Source organism: Bradyrhizobium sp. ORS 278, from assembly GCF_000026145.1.
Classification (GTDB): domain Bacteria; phylum Pseudomonadota; class Alphaproteobacteria; order Rhizobiales; family Xanthobacteraceae; genus Bradyrhizobium.
Map to the genome: position 1 here is coordinate 4,373,560 of NC_009445.1, position 23,496 is coordinate 4,397,055.

The 23,496-nt window shown below is 64.4% G+C and carries 24 protein-coding genes and 2 tRNA genes; 5 read left to right on the forward strand and 21 right to left on the reverse strand.

The genetic code is table 11. The features are described 5' to 3' along the window. Nucleotides 1-20 precede the first annotated feature (20 nt). From BRADO_RS19450 to BRADO_RS19520, 15 genes are all read right to left on the reverse strand, one after another. Complete coding sequence (locus BRADO_RS19450; RefSeq protein ID WP_011927052.1) at nt 21-1,529, reverse strand: NADH-quinone oxidoreductase subunit M; 1,509 nt, start codon at nt 1,527-1,529, stop codon at nt 21-23. After that, nucleotides 1,526-3,619: an NADH-quinone oxidoreductase subunit L gene (nuoL, locus tag BRADO_RS19455; protein ID WP_011927053.1), complete on the reverse strand. Its 2,094-nt coding sequence runs from the start codon at nt 3,617-3,619 to the stop codon at nt 1,526-1,528. Before nuoL ends, BRADO_RS19450 begins: the two co-directional genes overlap by 4 nt. 65 nt (nt 3,620-3,684) lie before the next feature. Further along, nucleotides 3,685-3,993 carry an NADH-quinone oxidoreductase subunit NuoK gene (gene nuoK / locus BRADO_RS19460; RefSeq protein ID WP_006611001.1) on the reverse strand — a complete coding sequence of 103 codons (309 nt, stop codon included), beginning with the start codon at nt 3,991-3,993 and terminating at the stop codon, nt 3,685-3,687. After that, nucleotides 3,990-4,628 (reverse strand): NADH-quinone oxidoreductase subunit J, encoded by a 639-nt coding sequence (locus BRADO_RS19465; RefSeq protein ID WP_011927054.1) that lies wholly within the window; start codon nt 4,626-4,628, stop codon nt 3,990-3,992. Before BRADO_RS19465 ends, nuoK begins: the two co-directional genes overlap by 4 nt. Before the next feature lie 9 nt (nt 4,629-4,637). Then, nucleotides 4,638-5,126, reverse strand: coding sequence for an NADH-quinone oxidoreductase subunit NuoI (gene nuoI, locus BRADO_RS19470; RefSeq protein ID WP_008964550.1), 489 nt, complete (start codon nt 5,124-5,126; stop codon nt 4,638-4,640). Between the two features lie 7 nt (nt 5,127-5,133). Then, nucleotides 5,134-6,204, reverse strand: a complete 1,071-nt coding sequence (gene nuoH, locus BRADO_RS19475) for an NADH-quinone oxidoreductase subunit NuoH (RefSeq protein ID WP_011927055.1) — start codon at nt 6,202-6,204, stop codon at nt 5,134-5,136. A gap of 10 nt (nt 6,205-6,214) precedes the next feature. Then, nucleotides 6,215-8,284: an NADH-quinone oxidoreductase subunit NuoG gene (nuoG, locus tag BRADO_RS19480; protein ID WP_011927056.1), complete on the reverse strand. Its 2,070-nt coding sequence runs from the start codon at nt 8,282-8,284 to the stop codon at nt 6,215-6,217. 97 nt (nt 8,285-8,381) lie between these two features. Next, a complete protein-coding gene (gene nuoF / locus BRADO_RS19485; RefSeq protein WP_011927057.1) occupies nt 8,382-9,707 on the reverse strand; it encodes an NADH-quinone oxidoreductase subunit NuoF in 1,326 nt (441 codons plus the stop codon). Nucleotides 9,708-9,726: 19 nt separating this feature from the next. After that, nucleotides 9,727-9,942 (reverse strand): hypothetical protein, encoded by a 216-nt coding sequence (locus BRADO_RS19490; protein ID WP_011927058.1) that lies wholly within the window; start codon nt 9,940-9,942, stop codon nt 9,727-9,729. Next, entirely contained in the window at nt 9,939-10,550 is a 612-nt protein-coding gene (gene nuoE / locus BRADO_RS19495) for an NADH-quinone oxidoreductase subunit NuoE (RefSeq protein ID WP_011927059.1), read from the reverse strand. The genes BRADO_RS19490 and nuoE overlap by 4 nt, the downstream gene beginning before the upstream one ends. A gap of 14 nt (nt 10,551-10,564) precedes the next feature. After that, nucleotides 10,565-11,524 carry an FkbM family methyltransferase gene (locus tag BRADO_RS19500; protein ID WP_011927060.1) on the reverse strand — a complete coding sequence of 320 codons (960 nt, stop codon included), beginning with the start codon at nt 11,522-11,524 and terminating at the stop codon, nt 10,565-10,567. Further along, on the reverse strand, nt 11,524-12,720 hold the full coding sequence (locus tag BRADO_RS19505) for an NADH-quinone oxidoreductase subunit D (protein WP_011927061.1): 1,197 nt from the start codon (nt 12,718-12,720) through the stop codon (nt 11,524-11,526). The genes BRADO_RS19500 and BRADO_RS19505 overlap by 1 nt, the downstream gene beginning before the upstream one ends. A gap of 14 nt (nt 12,721-12,734) precedes the next feature. Then, a complete protein-coding gene (locus BRADO_RS19510; protein WP_011927062.1) occupies nt 12,735-13,340 on the reverse strand; it encodes an NADH-quinone oxidoreductase subunit C in 606 nt (201 codons plus the stop codon). A gap of 11 nt (nt 13,341-13,351) precedes the next feature. Beyond that, the gene (locus tag BRADO_RS19515) at nt 13,352-13,933 is read right to left on the reverse strand and encodes an NADH-quinone oxidoreductase subunit B family protein (protein ID WP_011927063.1); all 582 of its coding nucleotides are present in this window, start codon (nt 13,931-13,933) and stop codon (nt 13,352-13,354) included. Further along, nucleotides 13,930-14,295: an NADH-quinone oxidoreductase subunit A gene (locus tag BRADO_RS19520; protein WP_008964559.1), complete on the reverse strand. Its 366-nt coding sequence runs from the start codon at nt 14,293-14,295 to the stop codon at nt 13,930-13,932. Before BRADO_RS19520 ends, BRADO_RS19515 begins: the two co-directional genes overlap by 4 nt. A gap of 614 nt (nt 14,296-14,909) precedes the next feature. Here BRADO_RS19520 and BRADO_RS19525 point away from each other — a divergent pair. Next, on the forward strand, nt 14,910-15,110 hold the full coding sequence (locus tag BRADO_RS19525; protein ID WP_011927065.1) for a hypothetical protein: 201 nt from the start codon (nt 14,910-14,912) through the stop codon (nt 15,108-15,110). Between the two features lie 186 nt (nt 15,111-15,296). On the opposite strand, the gene BRADO_RS19530 is transcribed toward BRADO_RS19525, so the two are convergent. Continuing rightward, nucleotides 15,297-15,373, reverse strand: a tRNA-Asp gene (locus BRADO_RS19530). 479 nt (nt 15,374-15,852) lie between these two features. Here BRADO_RS19530 and pepT point away from each other — a divergent pair. Then, nucleotides 15,853-17,109: a peptidase T gene (gene pepT, locus BRADO_RS19535; RefSeq protein ID WP_011927066.1), complete on the forward strand. Its 1,257-nt coding sequence runs from the start codon at nt 15,853-15,855 to the stop codon at nt 17,107-17,109. 19 nt (nt 17,110-17,128) lie between these two features. Here the strand turns inward: pepT and BRADO_RS19540 are convergent, their stop codons facing one another. Together BRADO_RS19540 and BRADO_RS19545 are read right to left on the reverse strand one after the other, a co-directional pair. Continuing rightward, complete coding sequence (locus tag BRADO_RS19540; RefSeq protein ID WP_011927067.1) at nt 17,129-17,986, reverse strand: class I SAM-dependent methyltransferase; 858 nt, start codon at nt 17,984-17,986, stop codon at nt 17,129-17,131. Nucleotides 17,987-18,071: 85 nt separating this feature from the next. Next, entirely contained in the window at nt 18,072-18,749 is a 678-nt protein-coding gene (locus BRADO_RS19545) for a hypothetical protein (RefSeq protein WP_244422848.1), read from the reverse strand. A 26-nt stretch (nt 18,750-18,775) separates the two neighbouring features. Between BRADO_RS19545 and BRADO_RS19550 the strand changes: the two genes are divergently transcribed. Further along, nucleotides 18,776-19,081, forward strand: coding sequence for a hypothetical protein (locus tag BRADO_RS19550; protein ID WP_244422849.1), 306 nt, complete (start codon nt 18,776-18,778; stop codon nt 19,079-19,081). Nucleotides 19,082-19,178: 97 nt separating this feature from the next. After that, complete coding sequence (locus BRADO_RS19555; protein ID WP_011927070.1) at nt 19,179-20,006, forward strand: metallophosphoesterase; 828 nt, start codon at nt 19,179-19,181, stop codon at nt 20,004-20,006. On the opposite strand, the gene BRADO_RS19560 is transcribed toward BRADO_RS19555, so the two are convergent. Then, nucleotides 19,945-20,430: a Crp/Fnr family transcriptional regulator gene (locus tag BRADO_RS19560; protein WP_011927071.1), complete on the reverse strand. Its 486-nt coding sequence runs from the start codon at nt 20,428-20,430 to the stop codon at nt 19,945-19,947. The two genes, BRADO_RS19555 and BRADO_RS19560, sit on opposite strands and share 62 nt — an antisense overlap. 142 nt (nt 20,431-20,572) lie before the next feature. Here BRADO_RS19560 and BRADO_RS19565 point away from each other — a divergent pair, with 142 nt between their 5' ends. Further along, nucleotides 20,573-20,782 (forward strand): hypothetical protein, encoded by a 210-nt coding sequence (locus BRADO_RS19565; RefSeq protein ID WP_011927072.1) that lies wholly within the window; start codon nt 20,573-20,575, stop codon nt 20,780-20,782. A gap of 35 nt (nt 20,783-20,817) precedes the next feature. Here BRADO_RS19565 and BRADO_RS19570 read toward each other — a convergent pair. Both BRADO_RS19570 and lon read right to left on the reverse strand, forming a co-directional pair. Then, a tRNA-Val gene (locus tag BRADO_RS19570) sits at nt 20,818-20,894 on the reverse strand. Between the two features lie 173 nt (nt 20,895-21,067). Then, nucleotides 21,068-23,491, reverse strand: coding sequence for an endopeptidase La (gene lon / locus BRADO_RS19575; RefSeq protein WP_011927073.1), 2,424 nt, complete (start codon nt 23,489-23,491; stop codon nt 21,068-21,070). Nucleotides 23,492-23,496 lie beyond the last annotated feature (5 nt).

A 23,496-nucleotide genomic window follows, 5' to 3' on the forward strand; every position in this document is an offset into this window, starting at 1 on the left:
CCCGACCCCTTAAGGTCTCATCATTGGAGCAGCGCGGCGGCCTTCACGGCCGTCACGGCGGTATTGTAGTTGGTGACGAGCTGCTGCACCGAGGCCGCCGACATGTCCAGGATCGGCTTCGGATAGACGCCGAACAGGATGGTCAGCGCCACCAGCGGAAACAGGATCATGCCTTCACGCCAGGTGAGATCCTTGATGCTCGCGAGCGACGGCTTGGTCAGCGCGCCGAACACCACCTTGCGATACAGCCACAGCGCATAGGCGGCCGACAGGATGACGCCGAAGGTTGCGAAGAACGCGGTCGGAATCGACACCTTGAAGGTGCCGAGCAGGGTCATGAACTCGCCGACGAAGCCGGAGGTGCCGGGCAGACCGACATTGGCCATGGTGAACACCATGAACACCAGCGCGTAGACCGGCATCCGGTTGACGAGGCCGCCATAGGCCGCGATCTCGCGGGTGTGCATGCGGTCGTAGACGACGCCGACGCAAAGGAACAGCGCGCCCGAGACGATGCCGTGCGAGATCATCTGGAACACGCCGCCGGCGACACCCTGCATGGTGCCGGCGAAGATGCCCATCGTCACGAAGCCCATATGCGCCACCGACGAGTAGGCGATGAGCTTCTTGATGTCCTCCTGCATCAGCGCGACCAGCGAGGTGTAGATGATCGCGATCGCCGACAGCGTCCACACCAGCGGCGCGAAGTCGTGCGAGGCCAGCGGGAACATCGGCAGCGAGAAGCGCAGGAAGCCGTAGCCGCCCATCTTCAGCAGGATCGCGGCCAGGATCACCGAGCCGGCGGTCGGCGCCTCGACGTGCGCATCCGGCAGCCAGGTGTGCACCGGCCACATCGGCATCTTCACCGCGAAGGAGGCGAAGAAGGCAAGCCAGGCCCAGGTCTGCAAGCTGCGCGGCACCGCCGTGTGCATCAGGGTCGGGATGTCGGTCGTGCCGGCGTTCCAGTACAGCGCCATGATGGCGAGCAGCATCAGCACCGAGCCGAGCAAGGTGTAGAGGAAGAACTTGAACGACGCGTAGACCCGGCGCGGGCCGCCCCAGACGCCGATGATCAGGAACATCGGGATCAGGCCGCCCTCGAAGAACAGGTAGAACAGCACGAGGTCGAGCGCCGAGAAGGTGCCGACCATCAGCGTTTCCAGGATCAGGAACGCCATCATGTATTCGCGCAGGCGGTTCTTCACCGACTTCCAGCTAGCGATGATGCAAAACGGCATCAAGGCGGTGGTCAGGATCACGAATGGCAGCGAGATGCCGTCGACACCCATGTGGTAGCTGATGCCGGCCGCCAGCCAGTTCTTCTTCTCGACGAACTGGAAGTCGGTCAGGTTGGGGTCGAAGCGCAGCACCAGGATCACCGACACCGCGAAGGTGATCAGCGTGGTCCACAGCGCGATCCAGCGCGCATTGCGCTGGGCGGCCTCGTCGTCGCCACGGACCAGATAGATCAGCAGCGCGCCGACGAGCGGCAGGAAGGTGACGACAGAGAGAATTGGCCAGGTGGTCATTGCTGGCCCCCCATGAACATGAACCAGGTGATCAGGCCGGCGACGCCGATCAGCATGGCAAAGGCATAGTGATAGAGATAACCGGTCTGGATCTTGACGACGTTGCGCGTGACGTCGAGCACCCGCGCCGAGACGCCGTCCGGACCGAAGCCGTCGATGACGAACCCGTCGCCCTTCTTCCAGAGGAAGCGGCCGAGCCACTTCGCCGGACGGACGAAGATGAAATCATACAGCTCGTCGAAGTACCACTTGTTGAGCAGGAAGTTGTAGAGCAGCGGCTGCTGCGCGGCGAGCTCCTCCGGAATGTCCGGACGCTTGACGTAGAACAACAAGGACACGAAGAATCCGATGACCATCATGGCGAGCGGCAACTGGCCCAGCCAGAACGGCATGTGCTCCATGTCTTCGAGGATGTGCGGGTTCATCTTCAGCGACTCGCCGAAGAATTCCTCGACGCCGTGCGGATGTACGAAGAAGCCCTTGAACAGGACGCCCGCCAGGACCGAGCCCGCCCCGAGCACGCCGAGCGGGATCAGCATCCAGATCGGGCTTTCATGAGCCGCGTCGTAATGATGCTGGTCGTGCGGCGTGCCGAAGAAGGTCTTGAACACCAGGCGCCAGGAGTAGAACGAGGTCAGGCCGGCGGCGACGATCGTCAGGAAGTAGGCATAGGTCGCGAAAGGATTGTGCGCGGCATAGGCGGTCTCGATGATCGCGTCCTTGGAAAAGAAGCCGGCGAACCCCGGGAACCCGGTCAGCGCCAGAGTGCCGACCGTCATCATCGCGAAGGTGTACGGGATCTTGCGCCACAGGCCGCCCATGTTGCGGATGTCCTGCTCGTGGTGCATCGCGTAGATCACCGAGCCCGCACCCAAGAACAGCAACGCCTTGAAGAAGGCGTGCGTGAACAGGTGGAACATGCCGACCGAGTAGGCCCCTGCTCCCATTGCCACGAACATGTAGCCGAGCTGCGAACAGGTCGAATAGGCGACGATGCGCTTGATGTCGTTCTGCACAAGGCCGATGGTCGCCGCGAAGAACGCCGTGGTGGCGCCGAAGAACATCACGACGGCCTGCGCGTTCGGCGCGAGCTCGAACAGCGGCGACAGGCGCGCCACCATGAAGACGCCGGCGGTGACCATGGTCGCCGCATGGATCAGCGCCGAGACCGGGGTCGGACCTTCCATCGCGTCCGGCAGCCAGGTGTGCAGCAGGAACTGCGCCGACTTGCCCATGGCGCCCATGAACAGCAGCAAACAGGTCAAGGTCAGCGCGTCGGCGTGCCAGCCGAGGAAGTTGATCGTCGTCTTGCCGGCGATGCTCGGCGCGGCGGCGAAGATGGTCTCGAAGTCGGTCGACTTCGTCAGCAGGAAGATCGCGAAGATGCCGAGCGCGAAGCCGAAATCGCCGACGCGGTTGACGACGAAGGCCTTGATCGCGGCGGCATTGGCCGAGGGCTTCTGGAACCAGAAGCCGATCAGCAGGTAGCTGGCGAGACCCACGCCCTCCCAGCCGAAGAACAGCTGCACGAGGTTGTTCGCGGTCACCAGCATCAGCATCGCGAAGGTGAACAGCGAGAGATAGGCAAAGAAGCGCGGACGGTTCGGATCCTCGTCCATGTAGCCGATCGAATAGAGATGCACGAGCGAGGAGACGCTCGTCACCACGACCAGCATCACGGCCGTCAGCGTATCGACACGCAGCGACCAGGCGACCTGCAGCTCGCCGGAATTGATCCAGGGCAGCAGCTCCTTCACGCCGGCTTCGTGGTGCATGAAGCCGACGCTGACCAAGGTCGCCCAGGACAGCGCGGCCGAGACGAACAGCAGCGCGGTCGTGATCGCCTGCGCGGCCCAGGTACCGGAGGCCGGCGGCTCGGCGACATGGTGATCGTCGTGGCCGTGGCCATGATCATCGTGGCCGTGGTCGTCATGCGCATGGGCATGCGCGTCGGCGGCGCCGTGACCATGCCCGTCGTCGTGATGCTCGACCTCGTCGCCACTCGGATGGCGCCCATGGGCGCCAAGCAGCGCGATCAGGCCGGCCAGGATCGCGCCCAGCAGCGGCAGAAACACAATGGCCTGGATCATTCGCCCGTTCCCTTACGCATGACCTTGCCGGCGAACCGGCCCCCACTCTTGCGGATCATGCGCCCTTAGCCCTTCATCAGATTGACGTCTTCGACCGCGATCGAGCCGCGGTTGCGGAAGTAGACCACCAGCACGGCAAGGCCGATCGCGGCCTCGGCCGCGGCGACCGTCAGCACCAGCAGCGCGAACACCTGCCCGACGATGTCGCCGAGGAAGGTCGAGAACGCCACCAGGTTGATGTTGACCGCGAGCAGGATCAGCTCGACCGACATCAGGATGACGATGATGTTCTTGCGGTTCAGGAAGATGCCGAGGATGCCGAGCGTGAACAGCATCGCGGCGACCGCGAGGTAATGTCCCAGTCCGATGGTCATTTCACCCACTCCGCGGCATCCGTGTCCTGCAGGCCCTGCCCGACCGCGACCTTGCGAACCGCCATCGCCATGTCAGGCGTGCGCGCGTTCTGGACGTTGATGTCCTGGCGCTTGACGCTCGCCTTGTGGCGCAAGGTCAGCACGATCGCGCCGATCATCGCCACCAGCAGGATCATGCCCGACAGCTGGAAGTAATGGACGTACTTCGTATAGAGCACGAGGCCGAGCGCCTCGGTGTTGGTGACGTTGGTCGGGATCGCCGCCGTGATCGCCTTCGGCGTCGACGGGTTGATGACCCAGTAGGACACGGTCAGCAACAGCTCGAACAGGAAGATGCCGCCGATCACGAGACCGATCGGCATGTACTGCAGGAAGCCCTCGCGCAGCTCGGTGAAGTCCACGTCGAGCATCATGATCACGAACAGGAACAACACCGCGACCGCGCCGACATAGACGACGATCAGGATCATCGCCAGGAACTCCGCGCCCATCAGCACGAACAGGCCGGAGGCGTTGACGAAGGCGAGGATCAGATAGAGCACCGAGTGAACGGGGTTCTTCGAGACGATCACCATCACGGCGGAGGCCACGCAGACCGCCGCGAAGAGATAAAAGAAGAGCGCAGGAAGGATCATCGGACGGCCTCAGCGGTACGGCGCGTCGAGCGCGATGGCTTTGGAGATCTCGCGCTCCCAGCGGTCGCCGTTCGCGAGCAGCTTGGCCTTGTCATAGTAGAGCTCCTCGCGGGTCTCGGTCGCGAACTCGAAGTTCGGGCCCTCGACGATGGCGTCGACCGGACAGGCTTCCTGGCACAGGCCGCAATAGATGCACTTCACCATGTCGATGTCGTAGCGCACCGTGCGGCGGGTGCCGTCGTTGCGGCGCGGACCGGCCTCGATGGTGATCGCCTGCGCCGGGCAGACGGCCTCGCAGAGCTTGCAGGCGATGCAGCGCTCTTCCCCGTTGGGATAGCGGCGCAACGCATGCTCGCCGCGGAAGCGCGGCGAGATCGGGCCCTTCTCGAACGGGTAGTTCAGGGTCGGCTTGGGCTTGAAGAAGTAGCGCATCGCGAGGAAGAACGCGGAGACGAACTCCTGCAGCAGCAGCGACCGTGCAGTGGCGGAAATGTTCATGACAGCCTCATTTCGGCGCGATGCCGGCGAAGTGCAGCACGCCCGCGACAACGACCACCATGACCAGCGACAGCGGCAGGAACACCTTCCAGCCGAGTCGCATCAACTGGTCATAGCGGTAGCGCGGCACGATCGCTTTCGCCATCGCGATCAGGAAGAACATGAAGAACAGCTTGAGCGCGAACCAGATCACGCCCGGCACCCAGTTAAACGGCGCCACGTCGATCGGCGGCAGCCAGCCCCCCAAGAACAGGATCGTCGCCAGCGCGCACATCGTGGTGATCGCGACATATTCGCCGAGCATGAACAGGAGATACGGCGTGGAGCCGTACTCGACCATGAAGCCGGCGACGAGCTCCGATTCCGCCTCAACCAGATCGAACGGCGGGCGGTTGGTCTCGGCGAGCGCCGAGACGTAGAACACCACGAACATCGGGAACAGCGGCCAGACATACCAGTTCAGGATCGTCAGCTGCGGCAGGCCGATCAGGCTGGCGAGGCCGCGCGCATGCTGCGCCTCGACGACAGCCGAGAGGTTCAGGGTGCCGGCGCAGAGCAACACGGTGATGATCACGAAGCCGATCGAGACCTCGTAGGACACCATCTGGGCCGCCGAGCGTAGCGCCGCCAGGAACGGATACTTCGAGTTCGACGACCAGCCGGCCATGATGATGCCGTAGATCGACAGCGACGAGATCGCGAAGATGAAGAGGATGCCGACATTGATGTCGGCGATCGCCCAGCCGAGATTCGTCGGGATGACAGCCCAAGCCGCCAGCGCGAGCACGCACGACACCAGCGGAGCCAACAGGAACACGCCCTTGTTGGCGCCGGCCGGAATGATCGGCTCCTTGAGTACGAACTTCAGGAGGTCGGCGAACGACTGGAATAGGCCGAACGGCCCGACCACGTTAGGGCCTCTGCGGATCTGCACCGCCGCCCAGATCTTGCGGTCGGCGAGCAGGATGTAGGCGATCGCGATCAGGAGGACGACGAGGAGCAGCACGCTCTGCGCGATCATGATGATCAGCGGCCAGAGGAAGCCGGTCCAGAACGAGCTTGCGAAGAAATCAGCCATCAGGTCACGCTCACTCCGCTGCCGTCAGCATCTGCCCGGAGGCCAAGCGGGAGCATTCCGCCATGACCGCCGATGCGCGCGCGATCGGATTGGTGAGATAGAAGTCATCGATCAGAGGCTTGAACGGCGCCTTTTCGAGGCTGCCGCCCTTGCCTGCCAGGGTCTTGATGTCGGCGATTGTGCCGGCCTCGATCTGGTCGATGCGGCCGAGATGCGGCACCGCCTTGACGATCTCGGCGCGCAGCGATGCCAGCGAGTCGTAGCCGAGCTTGCGGCCGAGCACATCGGACAGTGCACGGATGATCGCCCAGTCCTCGCGCGCCTCGCCCGGCGGGAACGACGCCCGCGCCGCGATCTGCACCCGTCCCTCGGTGTTGACGTAGAGGCCGGACTTCTCGGTGTAGGCCGCCCCGGGCAGGATGACGTCGGCGCGATGCGCGCCGCGGTCGCCATGGGTGCCGATGTAGACGGTGAACACGCCTTCGGGCACCTCGACCTCGTCGGCGCCGAGCAGGAACATCACGTCCATGGTGCCGAAGGTGGTCATCTGGGCGCCAGTGAGCCCGGTGCCGTTGAAGCCGATGTCGAGCGCGCCGACCCGCGAGGCGGTGTCGTGCAGCACGGCAAAACCGTTCCAGTCGTCACGCACCGCGTTGACGTCCATCGCGATCTTGGCGGCGAGCGCCAGGATTGCGCCGCCGTCATGACGGCCGGCCGCACCGGCGCCGACCAGCACGATCGGGTTCTTGGCGTTGCGGAATGCGGTCGCGAAGGAATGCTTGCCGGCAGCGACGTCGCTCAGCGAGTCCGTGCCGGCGCCGATGTGCTCATAGGCATAAGTGAGATCGACCTTCGGACCGACCAGACCGACCTTGAGCTGGCCCGAACGCCAGCGCTTGCGGATGCGGGCGTTCAGCACCGCGGCTTCCTTGCGCGGATTGGCGCCGATGATCAGGATCGCGTCGGCCTGCTCGATGCCGGCGATGGTCGGATTGAACAGATAGGACGCGCGGCCGAGCCTGGCATCGAAGCTGTCGCCACCCTGCACCGCGACGTTGGTCGAGCCGAGCTTGGCGAGCAGATCCTTGAGCGCGAACATCTCCTCGACGGCGGCAAGATCGCCGGCGATCGCGCCGACGCGCTTGCCGTCGATGCGCGACAGTTTTGCGGCGATCGCCTTGAACGCCTCGGGCCAGGACGCCGGGCGCAGCTTGCCGTCCTCGCGGACGTAGGGGCGATCGAGCCGCTGCGTGCGCAGGCCGTCGACGACATGGCGGGTCTTGTCGGAGATCCACTCCTCGTTCACGGCGTCATTGATGCGCGGCAGGATGCGCATCACCTCGCGGCCGCGGGTGTCGACCCGGATCGCAGAGCCCAAGCCATCCATGACGTCGATCGACTGCGTCTTGCCGAGCTCCCAGGGACGGGCCGAGAACGCATAGGGTTTTGAGGTCAGCGCGCCGACCGGGCAGATGTCGACCAGATTGCCCTGCAGCTCCGAGCTCAGCGCCTGCTCGAGATAGGTCGTGATCTCCATGTCCTCGCCGCGACCGGTCGCGCCCATTTCCGGCACGCCGCACACTTCCGCGGAGAAGCGGACGCAACGCGTGCACTGGATGCAGCGGGTCATCGAGGTCTTGACCAGCGCGCCGAGATATTTGTCCTCGACGGCGCGCTTGTTCTCGGCGTAGCGGCTGGTGTCGACACCATAGCCCATCGCCTGGTCCTGCAGGTCGCACTCGCCGCCCTGGTCGCAGATCGGGCAGTCCAGCGGATGGTTGATCAGAAGGAATTCCATCACGCCTTCGCGTGCCTTCTTGACCATCGGCGACCGGGTCGAGATCTCCGGCGGCTCGCCCTTCGGGCCCGGCCGGCAGTCGCGCACGCCCCAGGCGCAGCTCGCGACCGGCTTCGGTCCGCCCTTCACCTCGACGAGGCACATCCGGCAGTTGCCGGCGATCGACAGCCGCTCGTGATAGCAGAAGCGCGGAATCTCGGCGCCCGCCGCCTCGCACGCCTGCAGCAGCGTGTACTCCGGCGGCACATCGATCTCTTTGCCATCGATGATGATCTTGGTCATTGCCTCACATCTCTCTCAAACCACGGACCACCGCGCTGCGCGCCGTGAGGGCGCAAGCGCGGAGGAAAACCTCGCTGGCGGACAGGACCGCCACCACCTACTCCGCCGCCACCATGTGCGCGGGATCGCGCACGCCGACGTCGTCGACATCGGCCTTGTGCGAATATTGGTCGATGCGCGCTTCGATCTCGTGACGGAAATGCGTAATCAGGCCCTGGATCGGCCAGGCCGCGGCGTCGCCCAGCGCACAGATCGTGTGTCCCTCGATCTGCTTGGTGACCTCCAGCAGCATGTCGATCTCGCGCTTGTGGGCGCGGCCCTCGGCCATGCGGGTCAGCACGCGCCACATCCAGCCGGTGCCCTCGCGGCACGGCGTGCACTGGCCGCAGCTCTCATGCTTGTAGAAATACGAGATGCGCGCAATCGCCCGGATCAGGTCGGTCGACTTGTCCATCACGATCACGGCCGCCGTGCCCAGGCCCGAGCGCAGCTTCGACAGGCTGTCGAAATCCATCGGCGTGTCGATGATCTGCTCGGCCGGCACCATGCGCACCGACGAGCCGCCGGGGATCACCGCCTTCAGATTGTCCCAGCCGCCGCGAATGCCGCCGCAATGCTTCTCGATGAGCTCGCGGAACGGGATGCCCATCGCCTCTTCGACGTTGCAGGGCCGCTCGACGTGACCGGAGATGCAGAACAGCTTGGTGCCGACATTGTTCGGACGGCCGATGCCGGCGAACCAGGACGCGCCGCGGCGCAGGATGGTCGGCGCCACCGCGATCGACTCGACATTGTTGACGGTCGTCGGGCAGCCATAGAGGCCAACATTCGCCGGGAATGGCGGCTTCAGCCGCGGCTGGCCCTTCTTGCCCTCGAGGCTCTCGAGCAGCGCGGTCTCTTCGCCGCAGATATAGGCGCCGGCACCATGCGCGACATAGATGTCGAACGGCCAGCCGTGGACGTTGTCCTTGCCGACCAGCTTCGCTTCATACGCCTGGTCGATCGCCGCTTGCAGCCGCTCGCGCTCGCGGATGAACTCGCCGCGCACATAGATGTAGCAGGTGTGCGCGTTCATCGCGAAGCTGGCGAGCAGGCAGCCCTCGACGAGATGATGCGGATCATGCCGCATGATCTCGCGATCCTTGCAGGTGCCGGGCTCGGATTCGTCGGCGTTGACCACGAGATAGCTCGGACGGCCGTCGGTCGACTCTTTCGGCATGAACGACCATTTCAGGCCGGTCGGGAAGCCGGCGCCGCCGCGGCCGCGCAGGCCCGACGCCTTCATCTCGTTGATGATCCAGTCGCGGCCCTTGTCGATCAGCCCCTTGGTGCCATCCCAGCTGCCGCGCCGGCGCGCGCCCTCGAGGCCCCAATCCTGCAGGCCGTAGAGATTGGTGAAGATGCGGTCCTTGTCGTCGAGCATCAGACGGCTTCCTCTGACATCAGCGGTTCGACTGCATGTTGGCGACGAAGGCGGCGCAGCCGCCGAACACCAGCGCCCACAGCAGACTGGACTCCAGCGTCGCGTTCAGCGCGAACCGCTGCAGTACGAAAATGAAAGCGGCCGCCGCAACCGTGTGCAGGGCCACGTAGCGCCAGTTCTTCATTGCGGCGCCCTCTTGGCTCAGGGCCGCAACGCGGGTGCGATGGCGGCTCATGTCTTCTCCTTCAGCGTGGTCGGTCCGCCCGCCGGCGCCGAGAACTGGCGGCCGTTCTGCGGACCCGGCGTCGGCAGGTTGCCGGTCGCGAAGCCGTCGAGCACCTTGCCGAAGCTTTCCGGCGTCAGGTCCTCATAGGTATCCTTCCACACCTGCACCATCGGCGCATTCACACAGGCGCCCAGGCACTCCACCTCTTCCCAGCTGAAGTCGCCATCCTTGGAGAGGTGGAACGGATCGTGATGGATGCGGTGCTTGCAGACCTCGATCAGTTCCTCGGCACCGCGCAGGCGGCACGGCGTGGTTCCGCAGACCTGGACATGCGCCTTCTTGCCGACCGGCTGCAGCTGGAACATCGTGTAGAAAGTCGCGATCTCCAGCACGCGGATATAGGGCATGCCCAGCATGTCGGCGACGACGCGGATCGCGGCTTCCGAGACCCAGCCCTCGTTCTGCTCCTGCGCGCGCCACAGGATCGCGATCACCGCCGACGCCTGGCGGCCTTCCGGGTATTTGGCGATCTGAGCCTTGGCGAAGGCAAGGTTGTCATCCGTGAACGCGAAGCTCGCGGGCTGGACTTCCTTCGGGGCAAGACGGCGGACGGACATGGCTCTCTAGTCTTTCATTGCATGCGGCGCGCGGCACCTGCATTGAGCGCAGCGACGCGATTCTGCCAGAAGGCACTTGCAGTTCCGAACACGTTATAGCCGACGTGCGCGGACACCTTGATACGGTCGAGGATCGACAATTCGGTCACGGTCTCGAAACGTCCGCTGGCGGGGTCGTAGACCATCAGCTGCATCGGCGTCTGGTCGAGGATGTAGCGCGACACCGTGTGATTGCGGTCCTGGCCGTGCTCCTCGCACAGGATCATGCTGTCGGTCGCGAGCAACCGCGCCCCACCCTTGATCGCCTCGATCTCGACGCCCTCGACGTCGAGCTTGATCAGATACTTGCCGGAGGCTGCGACCTTGCCATCGTCGATGAGGTCGTCGAGCGCCATCACCGGCACCTGCTCGCCGCCGGCGCCGTCGCCGGCGATGCTGAAGGCCTCGTGCTTGGTCCCGGTCAAATGCGCCACGCCGCGGCGCTCGCCGATCGCGCACTTCATCACTTCGAAGCGGCCGCCGTTGATATCAGCATTGTTGGCGAGCTTGGCGAAGTTGGCCGAGGACGGCTCTATTGCGATCGCCTTGTGCGCGCCATACGGCGCGCTCGACACCAGCACCGACCAGTAGCCGTAATTCGCGCCGCCATCGATGAAGGTGTAATCGACATCGACGGTGCCGAGGAACAAGAGCTCAAGCTCGTCCTCATAGTGATAGGCGCGGTTGAGCAGCTTGCTCCAATAGCCGTCGCCATAGGGGAACTCGAACACGGCGTCCGGATTCAGCTTCACCGCGAGGTTGCGCTCCGGCAGCGCCAGACGAAGCAGATTGGCGCAGCGGTTGTAGCCGCGATGCGAGAAGTGCGAGGAGATCTTCGAGCCGGTGGACAGCGCCAATGCAGCCGTGCGCTCCCAGAGGTTCGCTCCTTCGAGCGCTCCGGATGCACGATCGAACTGGATCGGCGCATGGCCCATCAGCGATCCACCTCTCCGAACACGATGTCGAGCGAGCCGAGGATGGCCGAGACGTCGGCCAGCAGATGGCCGCGGCACAGGAAGTCCATCGCCTGCAGATGGGCGAAGCCCGGCGCGCGGATCTTGCACTTGTACGGCTTGTTGGTGCCGTCGGCGACGAGGTAGACGCCGAACTCGCCCTTCGGCGCCTCGACGGCGGCATAGATCTCGCCGGCCGGCACGTGAACGCCCTCGGTATAGAGCTTGAAGTGATGGATCAGCGCTTCCATCGAGCGCTTCATCTCGCCACGGCGCGGCGGCGCGATCTTGTTGTCGGTGATCAGCACCGGCCCCTGCCCGTCCGGCGCGCGCAGCTTGGCGATGCACTGCTTCATGATGCGCACGGACTGGCGCATCTCTTCCATGCGGATCAGATAGCGGTCGTAGCAGTCGCCGTTCTTGCCGATGGGAATGTCGAACTCCATCTCGGCATAGACGTCGTAAGGCTGCGACTTGCGCAGGTCCCAGGCCGCGCCCGAGCCGCGCACCATGACGCCGGAGAAGCCCCACTCCCAGGCCTGCTTGAGCGTGACGACGCCGATGTCGACGTTGCGCTGCTTGAAGATGCGGTTGCCGGTCAAGAGCTGGTCGAGATCGTCGACCACCTTGAGGAAGGGATCGCAGAACGCGTCGATGTCGTCGACCAGCTTCGGCGGCAGGTCCTGGTGGACGCCGCCGATGCGGAAGTAGTTGGCGTGCATGCGCGAGCCGGAGGCCCGCTCATAGAACACCATCAGCTTCTCGCGCTCCTCGAATCCCCACAGCGGCGGGGTCAGCGCGCCGACGTCCATCGCCTGCGTGGTCACGTTCAGAAGATGCGACAGCAGACGGCCGATCTCGGAGTACAGCACGCGGATCAACTGGCCGCGGCGCGGCACCTCGATGCCGAGCAGCCGCTCGGCAGCCAGGCAGAACGCATGCTCCTGGTTCATCGGCGCGACATAGTCGAGCCGATCGAAGTAAGGCATGGCTTGCAGATAGGTCTTGGTCTCGATCAGCTTCTCGGTGCCACGATGCAACAGGCCGATATGCGGATCGACGCGCTCCACGACCTCGCCATCGAGTTCAAGGACGAGACGAAGCACGCCGTGCGCCGCCGGATGCTGCGGACCGAAATTGATCGTGAAGTTGCGGAGTGCTGGGCTCTGCTCGTTCATGCCTTCGCTCCCATTCACTTCGTCGCCTTCTCATCGCCCGGCAGCGGATAGTCCGCGCCTTCCCAGGGCGAGAGGAAATCGAACCTGCGGAATTCCTGGTTGAGCCGCACCGGCTCGTAGATCACCCGCTTCTCCTGGTCGTCGTAGCGCACCTCGACGAAGCCGGTCGTCGGGAAGTCCTTGCGCAGCGGATGGCCGTCGAAGCCGTAATCGGTGAGGATCCGGCGCATGTCGGGGTGACCGACAAAGATCACACCATAGAGATCGTAGGCCTCGCGCTCGAACCAGTCGGCGCCCGGAAAGACATCGATGATCGACGGCACCTGCGTCATCTCGTCGGCTTCGGCTTTGAGACGGATGCGGGTATTCAGCGTCGGCGACAGGAAGTGATAGACCACCTCGAAGCGCTTCGCGCGCTCCGGGTAGTCGACCGCTGTAATGTCGGTGAAGTTGATGAACCGGCAGCCGGGATCGTCACGAAGATGTTTGACGACCTCGACGATCCGGGCAGGATCCACGGTCACGGTGAGCTGATTGAAGGCGACCGAGTGGCCGAGCGCCGCGCCCGGAAGCGCGCTCACGATCGTCTGCCCAAGGGCGTCGAGCCTGCCGTCGTCCATAGCGAAAACCTTCAGCGTTCAATGGTGCCGGTGCGACGGATCTTCTTCTGCAGCAGCAGAACACCGTACAGCAGCGCTTCCGCGGTCGGCGGACAGCCGGGCACATAGATGTCAATGGGAACGATGCGATCGCAGCCGCGGACCACCGAATAGGAATAGTGGTAGTAGCCGCCGCCATTGGCGCAGGAGCCCATCGAGATGACGTAGCGCGGCTCCGGCATCTGGTCGTAGACCTTGCGCAGCGCCGGCGCCATCTTGTTGGTCAGGGTGCCCGCGACGATCATCACGTCGGACTGGCGCGGCGAGGCGCGCGGCGCGAAGCCGAAGCGCTCGACGTCGTAGCGCGGCATCGAGACCTGCATCATCTCGACGGCGCAGCAGGCCAGGCCGAACGTCATCCACATCAGCGAGCCCGTGCGGGCCCAGGTGATGAGGTCGTCAGCGGTGGCAACGAAGAATCCCTTGTCCGACAGCTCGTGCTTGACCTCGAGGAAATACGGGTCGTGGGCACCAACAGGCCTGCCGGTCGCGGGATCGAGAATGCCCTTCGGGGCCGGTGCGATCACCGGACCGGAGGACGGAGTCGGGCTCAATCCCATTCAAGCGCGCCTTTCTTCCATTCGTAGGCAAACCCGACCGTCAGCACGGCCAGGAACACCAGCATCGACCAGAAGCCGGCGGCGCCGAGCTTGCCAAATGCGACTGCCCAGGGGAACAGGAAGGCGACTTCGAGGTCGAAGATGATGAAAAGGATAGCAACCAGGTAGAAGCGGACGTCGAACTTCATGCGTGCGTCATCGAACGCGTTGAAGCCGCATTCGTAGGCAGAGAGCTTCTCGGGATCGGGCTGCTGGTAGGCGACCAGGAAGGGCGCGATCAGCAGAACCACGCCGATGATGGCTGCGACACCTATGAAGACGACGAGGGGAAGATAGTTCTGGAGGATGCCGGTCATCGGCGTCACTTTCCTCTGCGGTTTCGGTGCAAACCGCAGACTCGCTGCATTGGAATTGGTCGAAGCCTTAGCGCAGCGCACCAAGCCGCGCAAGACAAGCCGTCTCAGGGCCGCCATCCCTCCCCACATTGCGGAATCTCGGACACACAGCTGAGCGCGGCGATCGCGGCAAGGCTGCTACGTTCGTATTACAGACCCGCAGCAATACGGTGTCACATGCGACACCGGCGAGCCCTGGAGACCGAGACGTCGCACGCGCGCACGACGTTGTGCGTAAGCCGGAGCTGCGGAAGACGGAATGCCGGAGCGCGATCGAGCAGCCGAATGATGCGAGCGGAAAAGGGCTCGATGCGCCTTTGCTCACTGATGAAATGGTCACGAGCGGCTGCCGAATCAAGACGTTGCAAGCTTAGAGCCCGGCGGCCACAGGCGCTGGATCGATGGACCGAGCCGCTGACCGACGCCCGGGAAGATCGGCCGGCTTACCGCCGATTGCCACCGTCAATCCTGCAACCAATGAAACCATTTTGAGGAAGCCAAGAAACCGGATCGAAACAAAGCGGCGGTACATATACGGGCAACAAAGTGGCGCTCTGAGACGCCGGGAGGCTGACATGAACCACTCGATCCATTCCGCGGACCGCTCGACACACCTGAAGATCGTCGTGGTGGCTCTGATTGCAGGCATCGCCGTCACCGCCTTCGGCATCGCGGCTCGCAGCAATATCGACTATAGCCAGACGGCCTCGCGCGCTGTCGTCAAGGCCGGCAACCCCGTCGCCGTAACGAGCGCGAACGCTCCCATGGTTCGCTAAGCGAGGCGAGTTCCACGGCTTGCATCAGTTTGAGGCCGCCGGTTCGGCGGCCTTTTGCTTTGCGGGTTCTGCTCCGCGGGACCGCGAGCCTCGGCTTCCTTCCATGACGAGAGCCATCAGCCAAGCCAGAAAGGCGCTGGTCATTCGGAAGCGAGCGAGTTTTTGGGGGGTACTGAGCCATCGAAATGGCGCGAGAGACGGGGCTCGAACCCGCGACCTCCGGCGTGACAGGCCGGCGCTCTAACCAACTGAGCTACTCCCGCGTGATCGCGAAATCCGCGGAGGAGTGCGACTTAAAGGGGCGATGTTTCGAAGTCAAGGACAATGAAACCGGATTTGTGAGAAGTCTTGATCGGCCGTCCATGGAGGATTGGTGCCCGCCCCACGGGCGCTGCTCGCAATCTTGAAACGCGGCAGGTGGGCCAAAAGTCCGCGCCAACCGTTCTTTTCGAGAGCATCATCCGTTTCGCATCGTACCGAGCAGGAGACCGCCCGAATCGCCAAGCTTGATATTTGCCGGCTCGGAGCGGTCGGCAGCCTGGGCCGACATCAGGCAGCCATGCTAGACCGGAAGCCAGGCTGCAAACTCGTCGGCGCTTTTGGGGGCAAAGAGGCTCCCTGGACGGTTCAATCGCAAGATCGCTAAGGCTTGCGCTAACCTTGGCGTGTGGCATGCCAATCTGATATACTAGTATATGTCAGACGTATGGTAATATAATCCTCCATTCTCCTCGGGGTGCTCATGTCAGACCTGCTGCCCAGCTATACGCACTCCGTGACTGAGCGCTTTCTTCGCTACGTCGTGATCGATACCCAGTCTGACCCGACGTCCCCCACCTGTCCCTCCACCCTCAAGCAGAAGAACCTAGGGCGGCTGCTTGCCGCCGAACTGCAAGCCATGGGCTTGCCGGACGCGCATATGGACGAGCACGGCTATGTCTATGCGACGATCCCAGCGACGACCGCGAAAGCCGTTCCGGTCATCTGCTTCTGTTCGCACATGGACACCTCGCCTGACTGCTCCGGGACCGACGTGAAGCCGCAGATCGTGCGCAACTATCAGGGCGGCGACATCGTGCTGCCTGGTGATCCGAGCCAGGTGATCCGCCCGGCCGAGCATCCGGCTCTGGCCGACCAGATCGGCTGCGACATCGTCACATCTGACGGCACCACCCTGCTGGGCGCCGATAACAAGGCCGGCATCGCCGAGATCATGGACGCGGCGCAGTTCCTCGTGAATCATCCAGAAATCAAGCACGGCACGATCAAGATCCTGTTCACCCCCGACGAGGAGATCGGGCGCGGCGTCGACAAGGTCGACCTGCAGAAGCTCGGCGCCGATTTCGGCTACACCATGGACGGCGAGACCGCGGGCAATATCGAGGACGAGACCTTCTCGGCGGACGGCGCGACGATCATCATCAATGGCGTCAGCGCGCATCCCGGCTTTGCCAAGGGCAAGATGGAGCACGCCATCAAGATCGCCTCGGCGATCATCGATCGCCTGCCGAAGGACACCTGCTCGCCGGAGACGACCGAGGGCAAGGAAGGCTTCCTGCATCCGGTCGGCATCTCCGGCGCGCTCGAAGAGGCCCGGCTGGACTTCATCGTCCGCGACTTCAGCGAGCAGGGCCTGCGCCAGAAGGAGGCGCTGCTCGAGGACATCGTCAAGGAGGTGATGCAGGACTACCCGCGCTCCAGCTACGAGATGCAGGTCAAGACGCAGTACCGCAACATGAAGGAGGTCATCGACCACCATCCGGAGATCGTGACCTACGCCGAGGACGCCATCCGCCGCGCGGGGCTGACGCCGGTGCGGACCTCGATCCGCGGCGGCACCGACGGCTCGCGACTGTCCTTCATGGGGCTGCCCTGCCCCAACATCTTCGCCGGCGAGCACGCCTTCCACTCGCGCCTGGAATGGGTCAGCGTCCGTGACATGGAGAAGGCGGTGCAGACCATCGTGCATCTCGCGATGATCTGGGAGGAGCGCTCCTGACACCGGTCCGGCGCGGGCCTCAGGCGCGCGCCGTCACCAGCCAGATCGAGCCGGGCAGCGTGACGCTGCCGCCATTCTGATATTGCGCCAGCAGTTCGCGGACCGACTGCCGCGCGGCTTCACGCGTCTCGGCGGGATGGCCCTCCAACGCGCGGCTGGCGGGACCGATCTCGAACGCGGATTGCACGGCGGCCTCGAGCCCCTGCCCCCGCGCGATGTCGAACGACAATGCGTGAGCCTCCAGCGCGACGTCGGTGAAGCCCGCCCCGGTCAGGATGCGCGTCACCCGCGCTTCCGACGCGAAGGCGAACGGGCCGGGATCCTCCGGGCCCATCTCCGGCAGCTTCGGGACGTGGCGATACACCGCCTGCAAGGGCGCGATCATCCAGGAATTGGCCTTGGGCTCGCGCCAGCAGGCGAACACGACACGGCCCCCCGGCTTCAGCGCGCCGCGCATGTTGGCGAACGACGTCACGGGATCGGCGAAGAACATGACGCCGAAGCGCGAGACCAGCAGATCGAAGCTGGCCTTGGGAAACGGATGCACGGTCGCATCGGCCAGCACGAACTCGACCGGAAGCCCGGCCGGCGCCATCTCGCGAGCCCGCGCCAGCATCGGCGCCGAGATGTCCACGCCGAGCACGGCTCCGTTGGGCGCCACCTGCCCGCCCAGCGCGATCGACAGGCCGCCACAGCCGCAGCCGATGTCGAGGATGCGATCGCCCGGCCTGGCCGCGATGCGGTCGATCAGGATCTGCGACACCGGCGCGAGCAGCACGTCCTGCGCCTCCTGGCGATCCGACCAGCGCTGGCCACCGGGCCCGTTCCAATAGGCGATCTGATCGGCGTTGCGGTCGTGGCCTGCGGGCAGTTGCATGATGGATCGATCCATTTCAATCGGGGCCCGCATCGCGCCCGGACGCGGCGCGCCTGTCAAGGCACGAAGGCGCGACGACGCCTGCTCACCACCGTTCGGACAGGCTCTCGCCGACCGCAAGGGCAGCCCAGCGCGCGCTCAGCCGCGCAAAGTCCTGCCGGATCGCGGCGCAGCGCGCGGGCGTGTAGGCCGCCCGTTCCGCCGGCAGCATCCCGTCCAGGATGCTTCGCGCCGTCGCCGCCATCTCCGCCCCACGGGCCCGCAGTTGCGGATCGTCGGCGTGCTGAAGCCAGTCCTGCCAGCACACATAGGTCGCCCGTTCCGAGCGGAGATAGTCGTCCGTCTGCTCCGGCATCAGGCGCGCATCCTTGGCCGCATGCTTGCGGCGCAGCCGTCTTGCTTCGCGCGACGAGCCTGCTTGTGCGACGGCATGGAAAGTGCCGGCGGTGCCGCCTGCAGCCAGCCGTCCGAACACGGCGCCCGCGATGCCCAGATGCTTCTCGACCAGAAAATGCTGCAGATCATGCGGCATCCACGGATCGAAGCCGGGCGCAGGATTCATCTCGAGGATGCGGCCGTCGCCCAGAACCGCGCGCACCGCGTAGCGCCGGTGTCCGGTGCGAACGAACGACACCATCATGGACGTGGGGGCCTCGCGGACCATGGCATGATCTGCTGCAGTGGATGGGATGATCGGCGGCAACTTAAGGTCCACCGCCAACTGCGTCAAACCACGCGTTGCGGAGCGCGGCGTCGCTTCCATATCAGCAACCTGGAACCACCGTTCGGATGCGGCATTCCCGCTTCACGCGGCCGGTCATCGCGACGGCAAGGGATTCACGTCATGCGTCACGTCATATCCGGCTGTTGATCTCAGCGGCGGCGCTGTCCTGCGCGGTCACCGGCAGCGCAGAGGCAGCCGGCGGACAGAGAGGCAAGCCGGTGCCGGCCCGGCAGAACCCGCTGTTCTCGGATCCGCTCAACCAGCCGACCGCGCCGTCGCGGCCGATCACGCAACCCGACAGTCCCGGCTACCCATCCTACCAGACCAGGCCGACGCAGCCGCGCTATCCGACGCGACAGCAGCCGCGTTAACGGCGGCGTCCTGCTGCAGGCGATGTCGCGCGAAAGCCCGGCATGTCTTGAAAGACCCGACCGTCTCTGATTTGCATGCAAGACCATCGGGGTCTTCATGCGCTGTCTCATTGTCGCCGATCTTCACTACACGCTGCCGCAGCTGGACTGGCTGGTCGCCGCGGCCGATCAGTTCGAACTCGTCGTCTTCGCCGGCGACGCCCTCGACCTCGCCTCGATCGTGGACATTCGCGCCCAGATCGTCGTGGTGAAGAAATATCTCGCGCTGCTGGCCGCCAAGACCCGCGTGATGATCTGCTCCGGCAACCATGATCTCGAGGAGCGCAACGCCGAGGGCGAGAAGATCGCGGCCTGGATCACAACGGTGCGTGAGCTCGGCATTGCGGCCGACGGCGATGACATCCTGATCGGCGAGACTCTGTTCTCGGTCTGCCCGTGGTGGGATGGTCCGCAGGTCAAGGCCGCGATCGAGCGCCAGCTCGACGCCGCCGCGGCGCGACGACCGGCGCATTGGATCTGGGTGCACCATGCGCCGCCGGCAAATTCGCCTGTGAGCTGGGGCGGCAAGCGCTTCTTCGGCGACACTGAACTCGAAGGCTTCATCGCGCGGCACCGGCCGGCGATGGTGATATCAGGCCATGTTCACCAGTCGCCCTTCATCAAGGGCGGCTCCTGGTTCGATCGCGTCGGTGAAACCTGGGTGTTCAACACCGGACGGCAGCCCGGCCGGCCGCCGACCTACATGGTGATCGACACCGACGAGCAGCGCGCGTTCTGGTTGGCGGCCGGGCAAGGCGAATGGATCGATATGGCAGCACCGCTGCAGCGCCCGGCGCAGCCGGTGAGGGAAGCGCCGGATTGGCTCAGAGCCGTGGATCGGATTCCAGATCCGTTCCTGGCGCGACCTGCTGCGGCGGCAGGTTGATCATGCTTTGCAGCACGTCGCCGACCATGGAAAGATGCGTGCCGTGGCCGGCATATTGCCGCTTGAGGTCGGCGAGGTAGGTGTTGGCGACGTTGAGCCGTTGCGCCAGCATGCGCGCGATCGCCAGCGTGGCCTCGGGATTTTCGGCCAGGAAGCGCGGCGCATCTGGAATATCGTAGATCCGGCAGTCGGCCAGCGCCCGCACCGTCGCTGTATGCGGCTGCGCAAGCAGCAGCGACATCTCGCCGAACAGCGCGCCCGGCTCGGAGACGATCGCCACGGTGGCGCCGGCCTTGATGACCTCCAGCCGCCCCTCGATCAGGATGTACAGATGCCCGGTATTGCCGCCCTCTTCCAGGAGGACAACACCCGCCTCGATCGTCTGCTCAGCGCCGCCGGTACAATGGCGCAGAAAGTCGGTCATGTATTTGCCTCGACCTCGGTCCACGCAGCAAGGTAACGGAAGCCCAGCCAATCGCCACACGAATTTGCGGCGGCTGGCAGCAATGCTGCAGGCAAAACGTCAGCCTGCAGGAATCGACAACAAGTGGGGTTGAACAGCAAGCATGAAGAACCAATGGGTCGATCTGCTGATTTCGTGGCTGCCGTTTCTGATCCTGATCGCGATCTGGTTCGCTTTCAGCAAACGAATGAACGTCACGAAGATGTCGACGCAACTGCACGATCACTATGAGCGGCAGATCGCGGAAACCCAGCGCATGAACACGCTGCTGGAGCGGATCGCGGTCAGCCTGGAGAAACGCGCGGCTGAATAGCCGCCGTTCATGCGGCTGACATCGGCCTTGCCGGATGGTAGGCGGCGAGAGATTCGAACTCCCGACCCTCTCGGTGTAAACGAGATGCTCTAACCAGCTGAGCTAGCCGCCCTCACGACGCGCTTCTTTACCCCCTGCCCGACGCGCAATCAACGCCGGAACCGCACGGCAGCATGGGAAACCCAGCTGGCGGGCGCGACCTTCGGGCGCCCGGGCAAGCGAGGGTCACCCCGCAAACGAAAACGGCGCCCTTTCGGGCGCCGCTTCCCTGGATCACTTCAGCCTTCAGTGGGCGGTCAGGCCGCCGGCGGCTTCGTCGCCATCGGCCTTCACGGGCACCTTGGTGTCCTCCTCCCAGACGATCGGCACGGGCTTGCGGACCAGGGCCCGGGCGACGACGTCGTCGAGACGGGAGACCGGGATGATCTCCATGCCGCCCTTGATCGCATCGGAAATCTCCGTGAGATCCTTGGCGTTGTCCTCGGGGATCAGCACCGTCTTGATGCCGCCGCGAGCGGCCGCCAAGAGCTTCTCCTTCAGACCGCCGATCGGCAGCACGCGACCACGCAAGGTGATCTCGCCGGTCATCGCGACGTCGTGACGAACCGGAATGCCGGTCATCACCGAGATGATGGTCGTCGCCATGGCCACGCCGGCCGAGGGGCCGTCCTTCGGGGTCGCCCCCTCCGGCACGTGGACGTGGATGTCGCGCCGGTCGAACAACGGCGGCTCGATGCCGTAGTTGATCGCCCTGGAGCGGACGAACGAGGCCGCCGCCGAGATCGACTCCTTCATGACGTCGCGCAGATTGCCCGTCACCGTCATCTTGCCCTTGCCAGGCATCATGACGCCTTCGATCGTCAGCAGCTCGCCGCCGACATCGGTCCAGGCCAAGCCCGTCACGATGCCAACCTGGTCGTCGCTCTCGATCTCGCCGAAGCGGTACTTCGGAACACCCAAGAATTCCTCAACGGTCTTCTCGGTGATCTTCACCGACTTCTTCTTGGACATCATGAGCTCCTTCACGGCCTTGCGGGCCAGTGTGGAAATCTCACGCTCCAGGTTACGCACGCCCGCCTCGCGGGTGTAGCGCCGGATCACGAGCAGCAGCGCGTCGTCGTCGATCGACCACTCTTTCGAGTCCAGGCCGTGCTTGGAGATCGCGCTGGGGATCAGGTGCTTGCGGGCGATCTCGACCTTCTCGGTCTCGGTGTAGCCCGCGATGCGGATGATCTCCATGCGGTCCATCAGCGGTCCGGGAATATTCAACGTATTCGCGGTCGTGATGAACATGACGTTCGACAGATCGTAGTCGACCTCCAGATAGTGATCGTTGAACGTCGTGTTCTGCTCGGGGTCGAGGACCTCCAGCAGCGCCGACGACGGGTCACCCCGGAAGTCCGAGCCCATCTTGTCGATCTCGTCCAGCAGGAAGAGCGGGTTCGAGGTCTTGGCCTTGCGCATCGACTGGATGATCTTGCCGGGCATCGAACCGATATAGGTCCGGCGATGGCCGCGGATCTCCGCCTCGTCGCGCACGCCGCCGAGCGACACGCGAACGAATTCGCGCCCCGTCGCCTTCGCGATCGACTTGCCGAGCGAGGTCTTGCCGACGCCGGGAGGTCCGACCAGGCACAGGATCGGGCCGGTCAGCTTGTTGGCGCGCGACTGCACCGCGAGATACTCGACGATGCGGTCCTTGACCTTCTCCAGACCATAGTGATCCGCATCCAGGACCGCCTGCGCGGCCTCCAGATCCTTCTTCACCTTGGACTTCTTGTTCCACGGAATCGACAGCAGCCAATCCAGGTAGTTGCGCACGACGGTCGCTTCCGCGGACATCGGCGACATCTGGCGCAGCTTCTTCAGCTCGTGCTGGGCCTTCTCGCGCGCTTCCTTGGAGAGCTTGGTCTTGTTGATGCGCTCTTCCAGATCGGCGAGCTCGTCGCGGCCGTCCTCGTCGCCCAACTCCTTCTGAATGGCCTTCATCTGCTCATTCAGGTAGTACTCGCGCTGGGTCTTCTCCATCTGGCGCTTCACGCGCGAGCGGATGCGCTTCTCGACCTGCAAGACCGAGATCTCACTCTCCATCAGGCCCAGCACCTTCTCCAGGCGCGTGGTGACGGACAGCGTCTCCAGGATGCCCTGGCGATCGGCGATCTTGACGGCAAGATGCGAGGCGACCGTGTCGGCCAGCTTGCCGAAATCGGTGATCGACTGAACGACGCCGACGACCTCCGCCGAGATCTTCTTGTTCAGCTTCACATAGCTCTCGAAGTCCGACACGACGGAGCGGCCCAGCGCCTCGGCTTCCACCGACTTGGCGTCGGTGTCCTCGAGCGCAACGGCAGTCGCTTCGTAGTAGTCGGCGCGATCGGTGTACTTCTCGACGCGCGCGCGCTCCAGGCCCTCGACCAGCACCTTCACGGTGCCGTCGGGCAGCTTGAGGAGTTGCAGCACGCTGGCGAGCGTCCCGGTCTCGTAGATCGCATCCGGAGCTGGATCATCATCGGACGCGTTCTTCTGCGTCGCCAGCATCACGAGCGCGTCGTTCTTCATCACCTCTTCGAGGGCGCGGATCGATTTCTCGCGGCCGACGAACAGCGGAACGATGTTGTGCGGGAAGACGACGATGTCGCGGAGCGGCAGCACCGGATAGGCGTGGCTCTCGCCGTAGACGATGGTCGGCCGGGGTTTGGGGGTCGTCATGGCCT